We start from the raw sequence: 16,719 nt of genomic DNA, 5'->3' as shown, positions 1-16,719 counted from the left end.
GAATCAGCGCTCCCGCTTCGCCTCCCGACCGAGCTGTTCCTCGACGGCCTCGACCTTCTCGTCCGCGGTCCCGTCGCTCGCCCGCTTGTCGTCGATCTTCAGGACCGTCGAGACGCGGTCGCCGTCGACCGCGTCGTGGGCCGCCGCCGCGGCCGCGAACAGCGTCTCGGCGTCGTCGGCCTCGATCACGGTCCCCATCGGGTTCGTCTCGTAGCTCACGTCGAAGTCGTCGAGCGCGGCGACGGCGGCCGCCACCTCCTCGGCCATGCTCTCCTCGACCACCGGGGCGACGCTCAGCATCGCGATGGCTGTCATGGGCGGGGATGCGCCGCGGACTCACTTAAGCGGTCGCGCGGGCGACGACGCCCGAGTTCGCCTCTCCCGCGGCGACCTACTCCAGCGCGTCGCGCAGGAAGGAGAGCTGGTGTCCGATCGCGCCCTCGAAGTCGTCGCCGAGCACCGAGAAGTGGTCGGCGGGCATGGTGACGACGGTCCCGCGCGAGAGCCGCTCGCCGGCGTCCGCGACCGACTCGGCGTCAACGATGTTGTCGTCGGTCCCCGCGAGCAGCAGCGTCGGCGCGTCGACCTCGTTGAGTCGCGTCACGGGGCGGTAGCCGACGAGCCCGAGCAGCGACCGGGCGGGGGTCTCGTTGCGCCACGCCGACTCGCGGTCGACGAGGTCGAGGTACTTCCGCTTCGTCCCCGGCTCCGTGATCGCCGCGCGCTCGTCCGTCCCGCCGACGATGGGGACGGTACGACCGCGACCGACCCGGTGCCCGACGAGGTCGCGGAGCCCTGCGATGCCGGAGCGGAGCAGGTACCGCCCGCCGCGTCGGCGGGCGATCGCGCGCCCGTCGAGCATCGGGACGAGGCCCACGACCGCGTCGACGTCCCGGCGCTCCGCGGCGAGCGTCAGGACGTGCGCGGCCGACAGCGACGCGCCCCACAACACGAGGTCGTCGCCCGCGTCGTCGAGGCGGCCCGCGCGGTCGATCGCGGCCTCGTACGCCGCGCGCTGGCGGGCGAGGTCGACCGTCTGCGAGTCGCCGTCCGACTCGCCGAACTCCGGGTGATCGAAGAGGAGGGCGGCGTAGCCCGCGTCGGCGAATCGCTCCGCGACGGCCGGGTAACCGAAGGTGCGCTCCGCGCCGAGCCCGGGCGCCATCACGACGATCGGCGGGTCGTCGGCGTCGCCGCCGGGCAGGTACAGCGTCCCGCGACAGGTCGCGCCGTCGGCGTCGAACGCGACCGCCCGGGTGGCGAACCGCTCTCGGGCCGGGCGCGCGAGGCGGCGCTGCGCTCGGTTGACTGGATGTCGGCGGGTCACCGGTCGCCCTCCGGATCCGCCTCGGACGCGTCCGGTCCGCCGGACGCGCCCGGGGGTTCGCCCTCCGCCTCGGTCTCGTTCAGTGTGTCGAGCACACGGGCCGAGAACTCCGTCTCGGAGATCTCGTAGCGCGCGAGCGCCTCGAACCACTCCGCCTCGGCGTGCCACGTCCCGAGGACATCGCCGGGGGACCGCACGACCGTGCCCTCGACGCGGACGGGGTCCCACTCGTCGGCCTCCGCACGGTCGATGAGCGCGTTGAGCGCGCGCCCGATCTCGCCGCGGTGGACCTCGCGGCCGGGGAAGGCGGTCATGTACGTCAGCTCCAGCGGGTCGCCCCCGTCGATCGATTCGACGCTGACGCCGTAGCTGCGGAGCGCCGGCTCCACGTCGGCCGTCCGCTCGTCGCCGGTCATACCCGATCCGTCGGCGGGACGGGATAAATCGGTACCGGCACACGCCGGCGGCGCCGCCGCTGGGATGGTACGGTCAGACGAAAGCCGCGGGCGGGGGACGACCGCCGAGTGGCGGCCGCAGATAGGTTGTCAGAGGCACACGATTGTCCCGCGCGGCCAACTTGGTGTAACCCGTGGAGTGGTATAAACGCTCGGGCCGGAGACCATTTATGCTGCTCCCGCTCCTGTGTGTAGTCACATGCTCACCGCGGCCGCGACGGCGCTGACCCGAACCGACGACACCGCGGGCGTTGTCCTCGTCGGCGGCGCCGTGACCCTGCTGGCGTGGGTGCTGACGCCGGCGTGGCTCGTCGGCGTCCTCTTCGTCAGCCCGGCGGTCGCCGCGGCGGCGCCGGTCGCGCTCGCGCCGTGGCTCGTCGCGCGGGGGTACTTCGTCCGGGTGACTCGAAGCGCGATCCAGACCGGTGAGGCGACGGGCACGCCCTCGCTGGTCGCGTGGGGGGAGTTGGTCAGAGACGGCGTCAAGTCGGTGCTGCTGTCCGCGGCGCTGCTCGCGCCGCTCGCGGGGGGGCTCGCGGTCGCCGGAGGCGTCGTCGCGGCCCTCATCGAGGGGCCGGTCGACCCGGCGGCGACGGCGACGGCGGTCGAGTCGGCGCTCGGGCCGGGCGGGCCGGCGGTCGTCGCGGTCGCGGCCGTCGGCGTCGTCGCCGCCCTCGTCGGGGCGTACCTCCTCGCGTTCGCGTACGTCCGCCCGGCGGCGCTCGCCGCGTTCGCCGCCTCCGGGCGGCTCAGGGACGGGTTGAGTCCGCAGACGGTGGCCGACATCGCCGCGACGGGCCCGTACGCCACCGGGTGGACGCTCGCCGCCGGGGCGCTCGCCGTCGGGTACGCCGTCGCGGCGCCGACGGCGCCGCTGGTCGTCGGCGTCGCGCTCGCCTTCCTCGTCCGCGTCGTCGCACACGGGCTCTACGGGCGGGGCGCGGCCGCCGCCATGGCGGGTGGCCCCGACAGCCGGACGGAGCCGGGCGTTACGGAGGCTCACATCGCCACGGACGCCGGTGGCCGAGCGCTCCGCGAAACGGGTGCGACGCACGGTGATGTGACGGCTCGTGGTGACGCGGCGACCCGCGGCGACGCGATAACTCGCGGCAACGCGACGGCTCGGGGCGGCACGGAGACTCGCGGCAAGGTGGCGGCTCGGGGCGGCACAGCGGCTGCCGAGGTCGGCCGCGGACGCGACGCCCCGTCGGTTCCCGCCGTGTCCGGCGACGGCGGGCGGCCGATGCGGAGCGAGCCGCCGGCCGCGGTCCAGACCGGTCGAACCGTGCCGATCGAGGGCGGAGATGACCCGGCCGACGCGACCGCGGAGGTCAACGCGGACGCCGCCGAACCGGACGGGGCGGACGCCGACGAGCCCGACGCCGCCGGCCCGGACGGCGGCTTCGTGTGGGGGCCGCGGCTCTCCGACGCGGAAGACAAGAGTTGATACGGTCCCGAGCGAACGCTCGGACATGCGCATCTCCGAGCGGGGGTACGGCGAAGAGGGCCGGGAACGGCTCACGCTGGTCCCCGAGAACGTGGACGACCTCTGGCACCTCGCGCACGTCCTCGAACCCGGGGACCTCGTCGAGGGCGACACCACCAGACGTATCCAGCGGAACGACGACCAGATGCGGGACACCGGCGGGCAACGCGAACACATCTTCGTCACCCTTCAGGTGGAGGACGTGGAGTTCGCGCGGTTCGCCAACCGCCTCCGCGTCTCGGGCGTCATCGTCGGCTGCTCGCGGGAGGACCAGCTCAACGCCCACCACACGCTCAACGTCGAGGAGCACGACGAGATAACCGTCGAGAAGCACTTCAAGCCCGACCAGACGGAGCGGTTGGAGGAGGCCACCGAGGCCGCGGAGAACCCCGACGTGGCCATCGCGACCGTGGAAGAGGGCGCGGCGTACGTCCACACGGTCCAGCAGTACGGCACGGAGGAGTACGCCTCGTTCACGAAGCCGACCGGCAAAGGCGAGTTCTCTCGCCCCCGCGAGGAGCTGTTCGCGGAACTCGGCGAGGCGCTCGCGCACCTCGACGCCGACGCCGTAATCTTGGCCGGGCCCGGCTTCACGAAGAACGACGCCCGCGACTACGTCGACGAGGAGTTCCGCGACCTCTCCGACCGGATCACCACCGTCGACACCTCCGCGGCCGGCGACCGCGGCGTCCACGAGGTGCTCAAGCGCGGCGCGGTCGACGAGGTCCAGAAGGAGACCCGCATCTCGAAGGAGGCGAGCCTCATCGACGAGCTGACCGAGAACATCGCGACGGGCGAGAAGGCGACGTACGGCCCGGACGACACCGCCGAGGCCGCCGAGTTCGGCGCGGTCGAGACGCTGCTCGTCGTCGACGAGCGCCTCCGCACGGAGCGGCAGGGGGACGGCGACTGGGAGATCGACGTGAACGCGGTGATCGAGTCGGTCGAGCAGCAGGGCGGCGACGTGGTCGTCTTCTCTTCGGAGTTCGCGCCGGGCGAGCAGCTCGCCAACCTCGGCGGTATCGCTGCGATCTTGCGCTACCGGCTCCAGTGAGCGGCTGACAGTCGAGGTGCGGTGGCGCGTGCCTGCGAGGCCGCCTCGCGGCCGAGCCGCACGCGCGAGGGAGTCGCTGGCGCCGCCGGCGCCAGCGACGAGGCTGGGGAGGCGTGAGGCGCGCGGCCGGGGCTTCGGCGGTCGTGCTCGGGTCGGTGACCGCGCATCGCCGAGCGGCCGGGGCTTCGCTATGCTCGGTCAGGGGGTCGCTCGTAGCGACGACAGTCACGTATCGCGTTCGAGGAGCGGCCGTGACCTTATCAGAGCGCGTCGCCAATCCCGGGTCGATGGCGGACCGACCCGGCGGTGACGAGAGCGTCTCGACGACCGCCGACCGCGAAGGCGCTGACAACGCGGACGCCGACGCGTTCCCCGACTCCGAGACCCTCCCCGACGACCTCGACGACGCCGGCGTCGACGAGGAGGTGAAGCGCCGGCTCCGCGAGGCGTACCTCAACGACGAGGAGAACGCGCTGATCGTCACTCGGGTACGCTCGGTCGGCGACCGAGTGGTCGTCGAGATGCGTCCGCCGCACGGCGACGCCACGCACACCGAGCGGTTCGACGCGCCCCGCGACGGATCGCTTCAGGAGTCCGAGGAATTCCTCGGATTTCTGGACGCCGCGGGCGTTTCGCCGCTCGACGTCGACGAGCTCGTCGGCACCCGCGTGCCAGCGACGTACGACTCGGAGACGGGCTGGCGGGTCGACGCCGCGTACCGCGCCGCTTCGGAGGCGGACGGCGGGAGCCGGTTCGCGGACGCCCGCGAGTGGCTGTGGACCTACAAGGCCTGGCTGTTGGCCGCGCTGCTCGTCGGCGGCGAGTTGGCGTTCGTCGCGGTGATCATCCTGTTGTACGCCTGACTCCGGGGGCGCGGCGCGTCGGCTCAGAGCACCCGGAGTCGATACCCCTCGGCTGCGGTCTCGTCGGTGACGCGGCCCGTTTCAAGCGCCGTGTCCAGGACCTCGGCGACGAACTCCTTCGGCACCTCGACGCCGATGAAGTCGGTCCCCTCGCGAGCGGTCGTGAGGCGCGCCATCGTTCGCTTCGTGCCGTCGTCGTTGTAGACGCTCCCGACGCGCTCGCCGTCGCGGCGGAACCGCAGCGTCACGTCGGTCGGTTCGAGCGCGTCGAAGCGCACCTCGAACACCCGGTCGTCGCCCTCCAGCCGCGCGAGCATCGCGCCGTCGTGTTCGATCACGGTCGTCTCCATACCCCCGTTACGGGCTCGACGTACATAACGGCGACACGCGATCGACGGGTGCGCTCGGAGGGGACGGGGCCGCGTCACCCCGAGTTCTCGGCGTCGAGGTAGCCAATCACCGCCTGCGGCGCCACGACGCCGACCAGTATCAGCACGCCGATCAGGACGGTGTCGCTCAGGCCCGTCGCGACGCGACCGCCGTACGCCAGCGCCAAGCCGGCCGCCATGAACAGGAGGATGACCGCGTTCTCTCGGGAGACCATAGGCAGACGTGGCGACGCCGATTACAAGAGTCTTGTCGGAGTCACTTCCCCCAGAAGGGGTCGCGCTTCCGGCGCGTCTCCAAGTAGCCTTGGAGGGCCTCGCGCTCGTCTGCGGTGATCTCCTCTTTTAATTCCTGTTCGAGGATCTTCGCGTGCTTCTCTGGCACCTCGGTCCAGAGGGTGTCGCCCTCCTCGATGCCGCGGCCGACGGTCGGGCCGTCGATAGCGATGCTGACGCGCTCGCCGGCGCGAGCCTCGTCGACGTCGTCGCCCTGTTTCTGGATCCCGGAGAGGTCGCCGACGCGCTCGAACTCGTTGCCCTCGAAGTAGCCGACGTTGCGGTTGTTCTGGAGCGTCCCGGAGATGATCTCGACGCCGACGACCGCGGGGTCGTTCTGCCGGAACGTGTGGTCGGGGAGGATGCGGAAGCGAGCCGGGCGGACCACTTTGTCCAGCACCGTCTCCTGTTGCGCGCGCTGCTTCTCCTCGACGTAGCGCTCGTAGTCTTCGACCAGCTGGTAGATGACCTCGTTTTTGAACAGCTTCACGTCCGCGTTCTCTAAGTCCGACTCCGCGTTCTTGAGGAGGTCGACGTTGAACCCGAGGATCGCCTTGTGTTCGTCCTGGTTCGCCGTCTCGGCGACCGCGATGTCGCGCGGCGCGATGTCGCCGACCTCGGCGCGCAGGATCGGGACCTCCGCCTCGCGGAGGGCGTTCGCCATCGCCTCCAGCGAGCCGAGCGTGTCCGCCTTGACGACGACGCCGTTGTCAGCGGTCTCGACCTCTATCTCGGCGAGTTCGGCCTTCACTTCCTCGATGACCTGATCGGCGGTGCGGTCGCGGACGACCCGGACCGGCGCGCCCGCCATCGCCTGATCGAGGTCGGGCGCGGCGATCTTCACGCCGGCCGCGGCGCCGATCTCGCCGACCTTCTCGAACTCCTTCTCGGTGCGGATCTCCGCGAGCGGCCGCGGACGGAGCAGCGCGCGGATCTCGGTGACGATCGGCTCGTTCTGTCCGCCGACCACGATGGTGTCGCCGTTCCGGATCACGCCGTCGTAGACGACGGTGTCGACGGTCGCGCCGAACCCCCGCTCGTCTTTCACTTCGAGGACCGTCCCCTCGCCGGGCCCCGTGACGTCGATCGCCATCTCCTCTTTCATGAACCGCTGGGAGAGACCCATGAGGACCGTCAGGAGGTCCGGGACGCCCTCGCCGGTGAGCGCCGAGAGCGGGACGACGCCGATGTTCTTCTGGAAGTCCTGGACGCGCCAGTAGAGGTCGGCGGAGAAGCCGGCGTCGGACAGCTGGCCGATAATCTCGTAGAGGTTCTCGTCGAGCATGGACTTCGCGCGCTCCGACTGCGCCTCCATGCTCTTCTGGATCGGTTCGCCGTCCTGCGGGTTCCACCCCGGCGTCGTGTCGGCCTTGTTGGCCGCGACGACGAACGGCGTCCCCGTCCGCCGGAGGATGTCTATCGCCTCCTCCGTCTGCGGCTGGAAGCCGTCGTTGACGTCGACGACGAGCACCGCGATGTCGGCGAGCGCGCCGCCGCGGGCGCGCAGCGTCGAGAAGGAGTGGTGGCCCGGCGTGTCGATGAACAGCAGGCCGGGGAGGTCGAAGTCGGACGGGTCGATCAGCTCGCCCGCCATGCCGGAGATGGTGTCGAGCGGGATGTCCGTCGCCCCGATGTGTTGGGTGATCGCGCCGGCCTCGCCCTCGCTGACGGCGGAGCCGCGGATCGTGTCGAGCAGGCTCGTCTTGCCGTGGTCGACGTGACCCAGCACGGCGACGATGGGGGTTCGCAGGGTGTCCGCGTGTGTGTGGTCGGTCATATGTGATCGCCCCGAGAAGGTTATAGCCACCATTCGTTCCGGCCGTCAGTTAAGCCTTTCAAAACGCCGCGGTGATCCGCGGCGGCGAAACCGGTGCCCAGTCACCGAGCGCCCGGCGCCGAGCCCGTCCGCGTCGGTCGCCCGTCGGACGGCCCGTGGCGTTTAAGACCGTCGCCCGGGACCGTGCGGGTATGGTCGACATCCTCGCGGAGAACCTCTCCGGGAAGGCGGTGATGAGCGCCGACGGCACGGAGCTCGGGGACCTGTACAACATCACGATGAACCTTGAGTCCGGCGAGCTGAACCACCTGCTCGTCAGCCCGCACGAGCAGCTCAGGAGCGAGCGCGTCGACTTCGACGTCGACGAGATGGGGCGGCTCCGGGTCCCGGTCGCGAACGTACAGGCGGTGAAAGACTACATCGTCGTCGCCCGCTGATGCAGGTCCTCGACTCGTCCGCGTTCATCCACGAGTACACGACCGACGAGGACGTGGTCTCCATCCCGGCGGTCCACGACGAACTGACAGGCGAGGTCGCGCTCCGGTTCGACGCGATGGAGGGCTCCGGGATGACCGTTCACGTCCCGGCGCCCGAGGCGGTCGACCGAGTCCGCCGGGCCGCGAAGGGGTCGGGCGACGCCGCTGAGCTGTCCGACACCGACATCCGGCTCATCGCGACCGCGCTGGAGCTTCACGGGACGCTCGTCACCGACGACTACGCGATGCAGAACGTCGCCGAGCGGCTCGACCTCCCGGTCGAGCCCATCGAGCGCGATGGGATCACCGAGGAGCGCGAGTGGCGCTTCCAGTGCGTCGGCTGCAACCGCACCTTCGACGAGAACAAGGAGCGGTGTCCGATCTGCGGCAGCGACCTGACGCGGAAGAACCCCGCGTGACCGGGCCGCCGGAGCGCCGCGGCGCGAGTCGTTCCCTCGCGCTCCCGAGCCGCGTGCGACCGGTCCGCACCCGACCGACCGATTGAACAGGCGCCCCGCCGACCGACCGGCATGAACGCCTTCGAGGAGTTGTCGCCGGACGCGCTCCGATCCGGGCGGGCGGACGCGCTCGACGACGCGGTCGCGACCGCGCTCGCCGCCCACCCGCTCGACGGTGTCGAGACCGAGTACCCCCACTATCGGGGCGCCGTCGAGGGGCCGGAGGCGCCGCCGCCCCCGTCGGAGGACCACCCCGTCTTCTACGGCTGTTTCGACTGGCACTCGGCGGTCCACAGCCACTGGGCGCTCGTCCGCGCGCTGCGGCTCGTTCCGCACCACCCGGACGAGGCCGATATCGCTGCCGGGATCGACGAGCGACTGGCTCCCGAGAGCGTCGCGAGCGAGGTCGCCTACCTCGACGAGAACCCCGGCTTCGAGGAGCCGTACGGCTGGGCGTGGCTGCTCCGGCTCGCCGCCGAACTCGACCTGTGGGACGACCCGCGCGCCGACGCGTGGCGCGAGACCCTCCGCCCGCTGGAAGGGCGGGTCCGGGAGGGGGTCCGAGAGTCGTTCCTCGGGATCGACCGCGCTCACCGCGTCGGTACGCACGGCAACACCGCGTTCGCGCTCGTCGGCGTGCTCGACTACGCGCGGGTCGTCGGCGACGCCGACCTCGAACGCGAGGCCGCGGCTGCGGCGCGCCGCCTCTACGCGGACGACACCGCCGCGGTCGTCGGCGCGGAGCCGGTCGGTTGGGACTTCGTCTCGCCCGCGCTGACCGAGGCGGACCTCATGCGCCGCGTCCTCGACCCGGACCCGTTCGCGTCGTGGCTCGACGACTTCCTCCCGGACCTCGCCGCGCCGCCGCACGACGCGCTGTGTTCGCCGGTCGACGTGGAGCCCGACGAGGGCGACGGCGCCGCGATACACCTGATCGGGCTCAACGTCTCCCGGGCGTGGTGTCTCGCCGGACTGGCCGACGCGCTCGACGGGCGGGACGGCCCGGCCGCGGACCGGCTCCGGGAGCCCCTCGATGCCGCGGCGCGCCGCCACGCGGAGGCCGGGGCCGCGGACGTGCTCACCGACGACTACGCGGGGTCGCACTGGCTCTCGTCGTTCGCGCTGTACCTGCTGACGCGGAACGAGGGCGGCGTCGCGCCCGGCGCCGCCTAGTCGGCTCCCGTCGACTCGGGCCCGTCGCCGTCGATCCGACCGGCGGACTCGCCGTCGGCCGGGCCGGCTGAGTCACCGTCGGCGATGTCGAGCGCGTCGTCGGAGAGGTCGCTGCCGTCGAGCCGGGGGATCCGCTCGCGGAGCCTAGCGGCGGCGGCGCGGGCTTCGGCGAACTCCACCTCGGCGAGCGCGCGCACCAATGCGACCGCGCGCTCGGCCCGTGCGCGCTGCCACGATTCCTCGCGCGACTCGTAGGTGCGGATCGCGCGCAGGAAGTCGACCTCGGAGAACTCAGGCCAGTAGGGGGCACAGAAGTAGACGGCGGCCTCGTTGCCGTTGGCGTGCCACGGGAGGAAGTTCGAGGTGCGCTCGTCGCCGCCGGTGCGGACGATCAGGTCAACGTCGCGGATCGGGCGGTCGTACAGGCGCGACTCGACGGTCTCGACGTCGACGTCCCCGGGAGCCATCTCGCCCGCGTCCACGTCGCGGGCGATGGCGCGCGCGGCGTCGAGCAGTTCGGTCCGGCCGCCGTACGCCAGCGCGACGTTGAGCGTGAACCGGTCGTTGCCGGCGGTGCGCCGCTCCGCGTACTCGACCGCGTCGCGGACGCGCGGCGGGAGCCGGGCCACGTCGCCGATGGCGCGGACGCGGACGCCCTCATCGTGGACGCGGTCGGCGTCGGCGAACTCGCGCAGCTTGCGTTCGAGCAGGTCGAAGAGGGGTTCCAGCTCCTCGTCCGGGCGCTCGAAGTTCTCGGTGGAGAAGGCGTAGAGGGTGAGCTCCGAGACGCCGAGGTCGGCGCACCAGTCGAGGACCTGTTCGGTGGTGTCCGCGCCGGCGCGGTGTCCCTCGGGAGCGTCGTCGCCCTGCTCGCGGGCGTACCGACGGTTCCCGTCCTGGATGACGGCGACGTGGTCGGGGATGTCGTCGATCTCGCGGCGGAGGTGCCGCCGGTACGCGCGCCCGGCGAGGCCGCGGAGACGCTGCCACATGACGGGGTCCACGACGCCGAACGGTATGTAGCTTTATGAATCGGTCCGGCGACGGTCGACGCATGGAGGCCGCCTACGTCTTCCGCGTCGCCGTCCGACTCGATCCCGCGGACGCCGCCGTCGACCCGGGCCGGTTCGAGACGACGATGGAACTCCCCGCGAGCGACCCCGGTGCCGACGGGTGGCTGTTCTTCCGCGACCGGCTGTGGCGCGGCGAGGTCGGCGACGAGCCGTCGTTCCGGCGGCTGGCCGCGGAGCGCCTCGGACTGGCGGACGCCGCGAGCGTCGAGGTCGCCGCCGCCGACTTCCGCGAACTCCGCACCGACGAGGCGTACCGCGACGCGCTGACGGACGCGATCGCCGCGGACCTCGGCCGCTTCAACGCCGACTCGGTCGACGAGGTCCTCCGAAAGTACCTCGGCTCGTCGGTCCACGTCCGGGGGTGACGCGAGGGAGGAAGCCGGCCGCCCGGACGGCTCCGGTCGGTGTGAGCAGGGATCCCGCGCACCCGCAACGCACTTGCCCGCCCCCGGCGTACGGGTGGACCGTATGGCCGTCACCGATTACGACTTCCACCTGTTCGACCTCGACGGGACCCTCGTCGACGCCGAGTGGGAGTACACCCGAGCGGTGTTCGACCGCGTCGGCGGCCGGCTGGGCCGCGAGTTCTCGGACCGGGAGGCGCGGGTCCTCTGGAGCGGTCTCGGCGGGTCTCGCGCGGAGACGCTCCGCGGGATGGGGGTCGACCCCGAGGCGTTCTGGCCCGCGTTTCACTCCGTCGAGGATCCGGTCGCCCGCGCGGAGGCGACGTACCTCCACGACGACGCCGCGCGGCTGCTCGACCGCGTCGAGGAGGTCGGCGGGCCGACGGGGCTCGTCACCCACTGTCAGGAGTTCCTCGCCGAGCCAGTCCTCGACCGCGTCGGCCTCGACGACCGCTTCGACGCCGTCGTCTGCTGCACCGACGAGACGGGGTGGAAGCCGTCCCCCGACCCGATCGAGACCGCGATGAGAGACCTCGGCGTCGATCCGACCCGAGGTCGCGGCTACTACGTCGGCGACGGCGAGAGCGACGTGGCGGCCGCCTGGAACGCCGGCCTCGACGCGGTCCACGTCGAGCGCGTCGGCCACGACGAGCGCGGGCGGTGCGTGCTCGGGGACCGGCGCGTGCGCCGGCTCGACGAGCTTGTCGACGCGTCGTGAGCGATTTATGCCGCCGCGGGCCGACTCGCGACACATGACGAAGTGGTTCCACAGCGGCCGCCGCCGCGACCTCTGCGCGCTCCTGTACGAACACGGGGAGCTGCGCGCGCAGTCGCTGAAGAGCCGGCTCGAATCGCACTACGACGAGCGGATCGATCCGGGATCGTTCTACGGCACGCTCTCGGCGCTCGTCGAGGCCGGCCACCTCCGCCGGCGCACCGAGGGGATCGCGGACGTGTACGCGCTCACCGAGGCGGGCGAGGCAGCCCTACTCGACCACTACGCGTGGCTCGGCGAGCGGATCGCAGGCGGCGACAGCGAGGGGACCGGAGGAGGCGGCGACCGGCCCGAGCGAGAAGCGGAACGCGGCGGCCCGGACCTCAAGGATTAACAACTTCCGCGGTATGATTTAATATATGACAGTCGTCAGCGTGTCCATGCCGGAGGAGCTGCTAGAGCGCATCGACAACTTCTCCGACGAGCACGGGTACACCGGCCGCAGCGAGGTCGTCCGCGAGGCCTCCCGGAACCTCCTCGGCGAGTTCGAGGACGCGAAGCTCGAGGACCGCGACCTCATGGCCGTCGTGACGGTGCTTTTCAACTACGAGACGACGAACGTCGAGGAGCGGATGATGCGCCTGCGCCACGAGGACGAGGGGATCGTCGCCTCGAACTTCCACAGCCACGTGGGCTCGCAGTACTGCATGGAGCTGTTCGTGTTGGAGGGCGAGCTCGCGGAGATATCGACGTTCGTGGGCAAGGTCCGCGCGACGAAAGACACGCTCACGGTCGATTACAGCGTCACCCCGGTCGACGAGTTCGGTCCCGGCGCGCTCGGAGACGCCGGCGCGCACGGCGGACACGATCACGGCGAGTCCGACGACGGGGGAACGGAGGGCAGAGAGGTGGAAGAGAAGGGAACGGAGGACGGCGCGGCCGCCGAGTCGAGCGGAGACGACTGACCGGAGACGGGACCGGCCCGCGGGACCTCGGCGCCCTCAGACGCTCTCGGGCCGGACGGACTCGAGCGCCGCGTCGAAGTCTTCCCCGGTGATACCCACCTCGTCGGCGTGGTCGTTGGCGGCCTCGCCGTGCTCGTCGGCGACGCGCTCGATGGCGCGCATCGCCGCCGCCCGCGACAGCGAGGCGATCTCGGCCCCGGAGAACCCCTCCGTCTCGTCGGCGACGCGCTCCAGGTCGACCTCGTCCGTGAGGGGCTTCCCGCGGGTGTGGACCTCCAGGATCTTGCGGCGCGCCTCGCGGTCCGGCTCCGGCACCTCGACGTGCGTCTCGAGCCGGCCGGGGCGGAGCAGCGCGGGGTCGAGCGCGTCCCGCCGGTTGGTGGCCGCGAGGACGACGAGGTTCGGGTTGTCGCTGGCCCGGTCGAGCTCCGTCAGGAGCTGGGAGACGACGCGCTCGCTCACGCCCGAGCCGTCGCCGCCCGCCGCGTCCCGGTCGGTCGCGACCGCGTCGATCTCGTCGAAGAAGACGATCGCGGGGGCCGCCTGCCGCGCGCGGTCGAACAGCTCGCGGACCGCCTTCTCCGACTCCCCGACGTACCGGTCGAGCAGCTCCGGCCCGGCGACCTGGATGAAGTTGACGCCGCTCTCGCCGGCGATGGCGCGCGCGAGCAGCGTCTTCCCGGTGCCCGGCGGGCCGTACAGCAGGACGCCGGTCGGGGGGTCGGCGCCGGCGGCGTCGAACAGCGGCCCGTACGACAGCGGCCACGTCACGGCGCGTTCGAGCTCCCCCTTGGCGTCGTCGAGGCCGCCGACGTCCGCGAAGTCTGTGGTCGGCTGCTCGGCGACGTACTCGCGCATCGCGCTCGGCTCGACGTTGGCGTGCGCCGCCTCGAAGTCCGCCTTCGTGACGGTCACGTCGTTCAGCGCCCGCGAGTCCGACTCCCGGGCGCGACGGAGCGCGGTCATCGCCGCCTCCTGCGATAGCCCCTCGATGTCGGCGCCGACGAACCCGTGCGTCCGGCCCGCGATCCGGTCCAAGTCCACGTCGTCCGCGAGCGGCATCCGGCGCGTGTGGACGTCGAGGATCTGCCGCCGGCCCGACTCGCCGGGCACGCCGATCTCGATCTCGCGGTCGAAGCGCCCGCCGCGCCGGAGGGCGGGGTCGATGGTGTCGACGCGGTTCGTCGCGCCGATGACGATCACGTCGCCACGGGCGTCGAGCCCGTCCATCAGCGAGAGCAGCTGGCCGACGACGCGGTTCTCCACGTCGCCGCCGTCGTCGCGCTTGCCCGCGATCGAGTCGATCTCGTCGAAGAAAACGATCGCGGGGGCGTCGTCGCTCGCGCGCTCGAACACCTCGCGGAGCCGCTCCTCCGACTCGCCCTTGTACTTCGACATGATCTCCGGGCCGTCGACGGTGATGAACGTCGCGTCGACCTCGTTGGCGACGGCGCGGGCGATGAGCGTCTTCCCCGTCCCCGGCGGGCCGTGGAGGAGGACCCCCTTCGGCGGGTCGACGCCGAGCCGGGTGAACACCTCCGGCTCGGAGAGCGGGAGCTCGATGGTCTCCCGGACCAGCTCCAGCTCCTCGTCCAATCCGCCGATGTCCTCGTAGGTCGCGCCTGCGGTGTGTTCCTCGGGCGGCGACCCGCCCTTCGGACGGCCGTCGTCGCCGGGCGTCTCGGTCCCCGGGTTCGCCGGCCCGCTGGCGCGGTCGCTCCCCGGCGCGGCCGACGCGTCGGCGCGGTCTCCGGCGGACCCGGCGCCGTCCTTGTACTCGACGGAGACGTCCGTCGAGGCCGTGATGCGGACGGTGCCCGCCGGGTTGGTCCGAGCGACCACGAACCGGAGCCCGCCCAGTCGCTCGACGTGGACGGCCTCGCCCTCGGTGACGGGGCGGTCGCGGAGCTCGCGGGAGAGCGCCCGCTCGACCACCTCGCGGCTCACGTCCACCTCGGCGAGCCGCCCGGGCGCGGCCAGCGTCACGCGGTCGGCGTCGGCGACGTCGACGGCCGCGATCGTGACGGTATCGCCGACCTTCACGCCGGCGTTCGCACGGGTGTCGGCGTCGATGAGGACGGAGCCCTCGGCGGCGTCGGGACCGCCCGGCCACACCTTCGCGACGGCGGTGCGCTCGCCGCGCACCTCGACCGTGTCGCCGCTGAGGAGGGCGAGCCGCTTGCGGGCCGACTCGGGGAGCCTGGCGATGCCCCGGCCCGCGTCCCGCTTCTCGGCGGCACGCACCGTGAGCCGGAGCCCTGCGGTGTCGTTCATACCACTAGTTCTCGCCGGCGGCTCTTTACGCTTGTCCGGTCGCGGCGGAGCCGCGCAGTCCGGCGTGTCCGTTGGGAGGGATGGGCCGGACGAGAGGGCGCGATCGACGGCGGCTCGTCACCGTCGACTTATCGGCCGGACCACGCGCCGACCGCGTGATCCGCTGCGAGCGGGACGGCCGCCCGGGCTCACTCGTCCAGCACGGTCGTACCGCGGCCGATGCGGGTCTGGTAGGCGCGCGCCTCGATCCCGGCGCCGGCGAAGGCGTCGAGCATCTCGGCCGCGACGGCCCGGCGGTCGCGCTCGCGGCAGGCCGCGATCACCGCCGGACCGGCGCCGCTGACGGTGACGCCCGTCGCGCCGGCGTCGAAGGCGCGTTCGCGCACGTCGTCGTAGCCGGTGATCAGGCGCGCGCGCTCGGGCGTGACCACCGGATCGGTCATGCCGAGGCCGACGAGGGCCGGGTCGGAGCGACACATCCCGACCGCGAGCGTCGCCGCGTTGCCGACCGTCTCCACGAGGTCCTCCATCGAGGCGGTCTCGGGGACGACCCGGCGCGCGTCGCGGGTCGAGACCGCCACGTCGGGGAGACAGACGACCAGGGGGACCGCGGCGTCGACCGAGTGCGTGCCCTGGGCGGTCGTCACGGTGAAGCCGCCGAGGATCGAGGGCGCCACGTTGTCCGCGTGCGCGACCCCGGAGACCACCGCCTCGCCCTCGGCGGCGATCGGGACCAGCTCCTCCCGGGAGCGGCCCCTGTCGTACAGTCGGTTGAGCGCCACGGCCGCGCCCGCGGCGCTCGCGGCGGAGGAGCCGAGCCCCGACGCCGGGCGCACCCCCTTGTCGATGTGGATGCGCGCGGGGGCGTCGAGGGCCTCGACGACGGCGCCGACCGTGTTCTTGTCGGGGTCTTCCGGAATGTACTGCGCGCCGACGCCGGTGACCTCGATCGTCGTCTCGGCCGCCTTCTCGACGGTGACGACGTCGGCCGGCCGCGAGAGGGCCGCCCCGAACACGTCGAAGCCGCTCCCCAAGTTCGCGCTCGTCGCGGGGGCCCGTACCGTTACCATGGCGGGGAGTGTCCCCGGTGGGGCAAAAAGGAGCGGGATCGAACAGAAGTCGAAACCGCGGGGGAGCCGACCGAGTCCGTCTAGGGGGTCGAGAGAGCTGAGAGCAAGAGAGTTCGGCCGCGCGCGCCGCTCGACGGTCAGTTGACGCGGTTCTCAGCGCGCCATCGTCCACAGCAGTGTGCCGACGAGGACGAGCGGGATGCCGAGGAGGATGAACGTCGGCGGCATCGTCGTGTACGGGGCCATCAGGAAGATGACTCCGAACACGGCCATGATCGACGCGAGGGCCTTCTGGGACTTCAGCGGCGCGACACCCAGAAGCGAGACGACGAGCCCGAACAGTAGGACGTGCCCGAGGTGGTAGTCGAGCAGGAACGTGTCGATGACCAGCGGCGAGATCATTCTTGTCCGGAGGTGCGAGCGATTCGCGCATTAAAGTTCCGTTTCTCGTGGCCCGGCCGGGCCGCTGCGTGCCGATCTTATAAGG

At 72.0% G+C, this 16,719-nt stretch carries 20 protein-coding genes; 10 read left to right on the top strand and 10 right to left on the bottom strand.

The genetic code is table 11. The features are described 5' to 3' along the window. Nucleotides 1-3: 3 nt before the first annotated feature. The 3 genes from EXE51_RS08920 to EXE51_RS08910 form a co-directional block, all read right to left on the bottom strand. On the bottom strand, nt 4-315 hold the full coding sequence (locus EXE51_RS08920; protein ID WP_049930907.1) for an MTH1187 family thiamine-binding protein: 312 nt from the start codon (nt 313-315) through the stop codon (nt 4-6). A 76-nt stretch (nt 316-391) separates the two neighbouring features. Further along, nucleotides 392-1,327 carry an alpha/beta hydrolase gene (locus tag EXE51_RS08915; RefSeq protein ID WP_137692533.1) on the bottom strand — a complete coding sequence of 312 codons (936 nt, stop codon included), beginning with the start codon at nt 1,325-1,327 and terminating at the stop codon, nt 392-394. After that, entirely contained in the window at nt 1,324-1,743 is a 420-nt protein-coding gene (locus EXE51_RS08910; RefSeq protein WP_086215362.1) for a hypothetical protein, read from the bottom strand. Before EXE51_RS08910 ends, EXE51_RS08915 begins: the two co-directional genes overlap by 4 nt. A gap of 238 nt (nt 1,744-1,981) precedes the next feature. Between EXE51_RS08910 and EXE51_RS08905 the strand changes: the two genes are divergently transcribed. From EXE51_RS08905 to EXE51_RS08895, 3 genes are all read left to right on the top strand, one after another. Further along, the gene (locus EXE51_RS08905) at nt 1,982-3,229 is read left to right on the top strand and encodes a DUF4013 domain-containing protein (protein ID WP_094592457.1); all 1,248 of its coding nucleotides are present in this window, start codon (nt 1,982-1,984) and stop codon (nt 3,227-3,229) included. Nucleotides 3,230-3,254: 25 nt separating this feature from the next. Next, entirely contained in the window at nt 3,255-4,322 is a 1,068-nt protein-coding gene (locus EXE51_RS08900; RefSeq protein ID WP_049930899.1) for an mRNA surveillance protein pelota, read from the top strand. Nucleotides 4,323-4,609: 287 nt separating this feature from the next. Beyond that, the gene (locus EXE51_RS08895) at nt 4,610-5,185 is read left to right on the top strand and encodes a hypothetical protein (RefSeq protein WP_137692597.1); all 576 of its coding nucleotides are present in this window, start codon (nt 4,610-4,612) and stop codon (nt 5,183-5,185) included. 23 nt (nt 5,186-5,208) lie between these two features. Here the strand turns inward: EXE51_RS08895 and EXE51_RS08890 are convergent, their stop codons facing one another. The 3 genes from EXE51_RS08890 to infB all read right to left on the bottom strand — a co-directional run bounded on the left by EXE51_RS08890 (nt 5,209) and on the right by infB (nt 7,624). Further along, nucleotides 5,209-5,535, bottom strand: a complete 327-nt coding sequence (locus EXE51_RS08890; RefSeq protein ID WP_007345153.1) for a hypothetical protein — start codon at nt 5,533-5,535, stop codon at nt 5,209-5,211. A 74-nt stretch (nt 5,536-5,609) separates the two neighbouring features. After that, nucleotides 5,610-5,789 (bottom strand): hypothetical protein, encoded by a 180-nt coding sequence (locus EXE51_RS08885; protein WP_049930893.1) that lies wholly within the window; start codon nt 5,787-5,789, stop codon nt 5,610-5,612. 41 nt (nt 5,790-5,830) lie between these two features. Continuing rightward, nucleotides 5,831-7,624, bottom strand: a complete 1,794-nt coding sequence (gene infB, locus EXE51_RS08880) for a translation initiation factor IF-2 (protein ID WP_049930890.1) — start codon at nt 7,622-7,624, stop codon at nt 5,831-5,833. A gap of 191 nt (nt 7,625-7,815) precedes the next feature. Here infB and EXE51_RS08875 point away from each other — a divergent pair, with 191 nt between their 5' ends. From EXE51_RS08875 to EXE51_RS08865, 3 genes are all read left to right on the top strand, one after another. Beyond that, nucleotides 7,816-8,061 carry a PRC-barrel domain-containing protein gene (locus tag EXE51_RS08875; protein ID WP_049930889.1) on the top strand — a complete coding sequence of 82 codons (246 nt, stop codon included), beginning with the start codon at nt 7,816-7,818 and terminating at the stop codon, nt 8,059-8,061. Continuing rightward, on the top strand, nt 8,061-8,519 hold the full coding sequence (locus EXE51_RS08870) for an NOB1 family endonuclease (RefSeq protein WP_049930887.1): 459 nt from the start codon (nt 8,061-8,063) through the stop codon (nt 8,517-8,519). The genes EXE51_RS08875 and EXE51_RS08870 overlap by 1 nt, the downstream gene beginning before the upstream one ends. A 111-nt stretch (nt 8,520-8,630) precedes the next feature. Beyond that, nucleotides 8,631-9,731, top strand: a complete 1,101-nt coding sequence (locus EXE51_RS08865; protein ID WP_137692532.1) for a DUF2891 domain-containing protein — start codon at nt 8,631-8,633, stop codon at nt 9,729-9,731. On the opposite strand, the gene uppS is transcribed toward EXE51_RS08865, so the two are convergent. Further along, nucleotides 9,728-10,723, bottom strand: a complete 996-nt coding sequence (gene uppS / locus EXE51_RS08860; protein WP_137692531.1) for a polyprenyl diphosphate synthase — start codon at nt 10,721-10,723, stop codon at nt 9,728-9,730. The two genes, EXE51_RS08865 and uppS, sit on opposite strands and share 4 nt — an antisense overlap. 62 nt (nt 10,724-10,785) lie before the next feature. On the opposite strand from uppS, the gene lwrS reads away from it, so the two are divergent. The 4 genes from lwrS to EXE51_RS08840 all read left to right on the top strand — a co-directional run bounded on the left by lwrS (nt 10,786) and on the right by EXE51_RS08840 (nt 12,888). Then, the gene (gene lwrS / locus EXE51_RS08855; RefSeq protein WP_049930883.1) at nt 10,786-11,169 is read left to right on the top strand and encodes an LWR-salt protein; all 384 of its coding nucleotides are present in this window, start codon (nt 10,786-10,788) and stop codon (nt 11,167-11,169) included. 103 nt (nt 11,170-11,272) lie between these two features. Beyond that, on the top strand, nt 11,273-11,926 hold the full coding sequence (locus EXE51_RS08850; protein ID WP_086215367.1) for an HAD family hydrolase: 654 nt from the start codon (nt 11,273-11,275) through the stop codon (nt 11,924-11,926). Nucleotides 11,927-11,960: 34 nt separating this feature from the next. Continuing rightward, nucleotides 11,961-12,317, top strand: coding sequence for a helix-turn-helix transcriptional regulator (locus EXE51_RS08845; RefSeq protein WP_049930878.1), 357 nt, complete (start codon nt 11,961-11,963; stop codon nt 12,315-12,317). Between the two features lie 25 nt (nt 12,318-12,342). Next, on the top strand, nt 12,343-12,888 hold the full coding sequence (locus EXE51_RS08840; RefSeq protein WP_049930877.1) for a CopG family ribbon-helix-helix protein: 546 nt from the start codon (nt 12,343-12,345) through the stop codon (nt 12,886-12,888). A 36-nt stretch (nt 12,889-12,924) separates the two neighbouring features. Here the strand turns inward: EXE51_RS08840 and EXE51_RS08835 are convergent, their stop codons facing one another. The 3 genes from EXE51_RS08835 to EXE51_RS08825 form a co-directional block, all read right to left on the bottom strand. After that, on the bottom strand, nt 12,925-15,162 hold the full coding sequence (locus EXE51_RS08835) for an AAA family ATPase (RefSeq protein WP_137692530.1): 2,238 nt from the start codon (nt 15,160-15,162) through the stop codon (nt 12,925-12,927). Nucleotides 15,163-15,350: 188 nt separating this feature from the next. Beyond that, on the bottom strand, nt 15,351-16,232 hold the full coding sequence (locus tag EXE51_RS08830) for a homoserine kinase (protein ID WP_049930873.1): 882 nt from the start codon (nt 16,230-16,232) through the stop codon (nt 15,351-15,353). 153 nt (nt 16,233-16,385) lie between these two features. Then, complete coding sequence (locus tag EXE51_RS08825) at nt 16,386-16,634, bottom strand: hypothetical protein (RefSeq protein ID WP_049930871.1); 249 nt, start codon at nt 16,632-16,634, stop codon at nt 16,386-16,388. Between the last annotated feature and the right edge of the window lie 85 nt (nt 16,635-16,719).

It is taken from the genome of Halorubrum sp. CGM5_25_10-8B, assembly GCF_005435095.1.
In the GTDB taxonomy this organism is placed as follows: Archaea; Halobacteriota; Halobacteria; order Halobacteriales; family Haloferacaceae; genus Halorubrum; species Halorubrum ezzemoulense.
The sequence above is the reverse complement of the archived record's forward strand: the minus strand, read 5'-3'. Positions and strand labels throughout refer to the sequence as shown.

Excerpts from the sequence above, each read along its gene's own strand:
- EXE51_RS08825 (WP_049930871.1), bottom strand. The coding sequence starts at position 16,634 with ATGATCTCGCCGCTGGTCATCGACACGTTCCTGCTCGACTACCACCTC.
- EXE51_RS08865 (WP_137692532.1), top strand. The coding sequence starts at position 8,631 with ATGAACGCCTTCGAGGAGTTGTCGCCGGACGCGCTCCGATCCGGGCGG.
- EXE51_RS08845 (WP_049930878.1), top strand. The coding sequence starts at position 11,961 with ATGACGAAGTGGTTCCACAGCGGCCGCCGCCGCGACCTCTGCGCGCTC.
- infB (WP_049930890.1), bottom strand. The coding sequence starts at position 7,624 with ATGACCGACCACACACACGCGGACACCCTGCGAACCCCCATCGTCGCC.
- EXE51_RS08830 (WP_049930873.1), bottom strand. The coding sequence starts at position 16,232 with ATGGTAACGGTACGGGCCCCCGCGACGAGCGCGAACTTGGGGAGCGGC.
- lwrS (WP_049930883.1), top strand. The coding sequence starts at position 10,786 with ATGGAGGCCGCCTACGTCTTCCGCGTCGCCGTCCGACTCGATCCCGCG.
- EXE51_RS08870 (WP_049930887.1), top strand. The coding sequence starts at position 8,061 with ATGCAGGTCCTCGACTCGTCCGCGTTCATCCACGAGTACACGACCGAC.
- EXE51_RS08905 (WP_094592457.1), top strand. The coding sequence starts at position 1,982 with ATGCTCACCGCGGCCGCGACGGCGCTGACCCGAACCGACGACACCGCG.
- EXE51_RS08890 (WP_007345153.1), bottom strand. The coding sequence starts at position 5,535 with ATGGAGACGACCGTGATCGAACACGACGGCGCGATGCTCGCGCGGCTG.
- EXE51_RS08835 (WP_137692530.1), bottom strand. The coding sequence starts at position 15,162 with ATGAACGACACCGCAGGGCTCCGGCTCACGGTGCGTGCCGCCGAGAAG.
- EXE51_RS08875 (WP_049930889.1), top strand. The coding sequence starts at position 7,816 with ATGGTCGACATCCTCGCGGAGAACCTCTCCGGGAAGGCGGTGATGAGC.
- EXE51_RS08910 (WP_086215362.1), bottom strand. The coding sequence starts at position 1,743 with ATGACCGGCGACGAGCGGACGGCCGACGTGGAGCCGGCGCTCCGCAGC.
- uppS (WP_137692531.1), bottom strand. The coding sequence starts at position 10,723 with ATGTGGCAGCGTCTCCGCGGCCTCGCCGGGCGCGCGTACCGGCGGCAC.
- EXE51_RS08895 (WP_137692597.1), top strand. The coding sequence starts at position 4,610 with ATGGCGGACCGACCCGGCGGTGACGAGAGCGTCTCGACGACCGCCGAC.
- EXE51_RS08900 (WP_049930899.1), top strand. The coding sequence starts at position 3,255 with ATGCGCATCTCCGAGCGGGGGTACGGCGAAGAGGGCCGGGAACGGCTC.
- EXE51_RS08840 (WP_049930877.1), top strand. The coding sequence starts at position 12,343 with ATGACAGTCGTCAGCGTGTCCATGCCGGAGGAGCTGCTAGAGCGCATC.
- EXE51_RS08850 (WP_086215367.1), top strand. The coding sequence starts at position 11,273 with ATGGCCGTCACCGATTACGACTTCCACCTGTTCGACCTCGACGGGACC.
- EXE51_RS08885 (WP_049930893.1), bottom strand. The coding sequence starts at position 5,789 with ATGGTCTCCCGAGAGAACGCGGTCATCCTCCTGTTCATGGCGGCCGGC.
- EXE51_RS08920 (WP_049930907.1), bottom strand. The coding sequence starts at position 315 with ATGACAGCCATCGCGATGCTGAGCGTCGCCCCGGTGGTCGAGGAGAGC.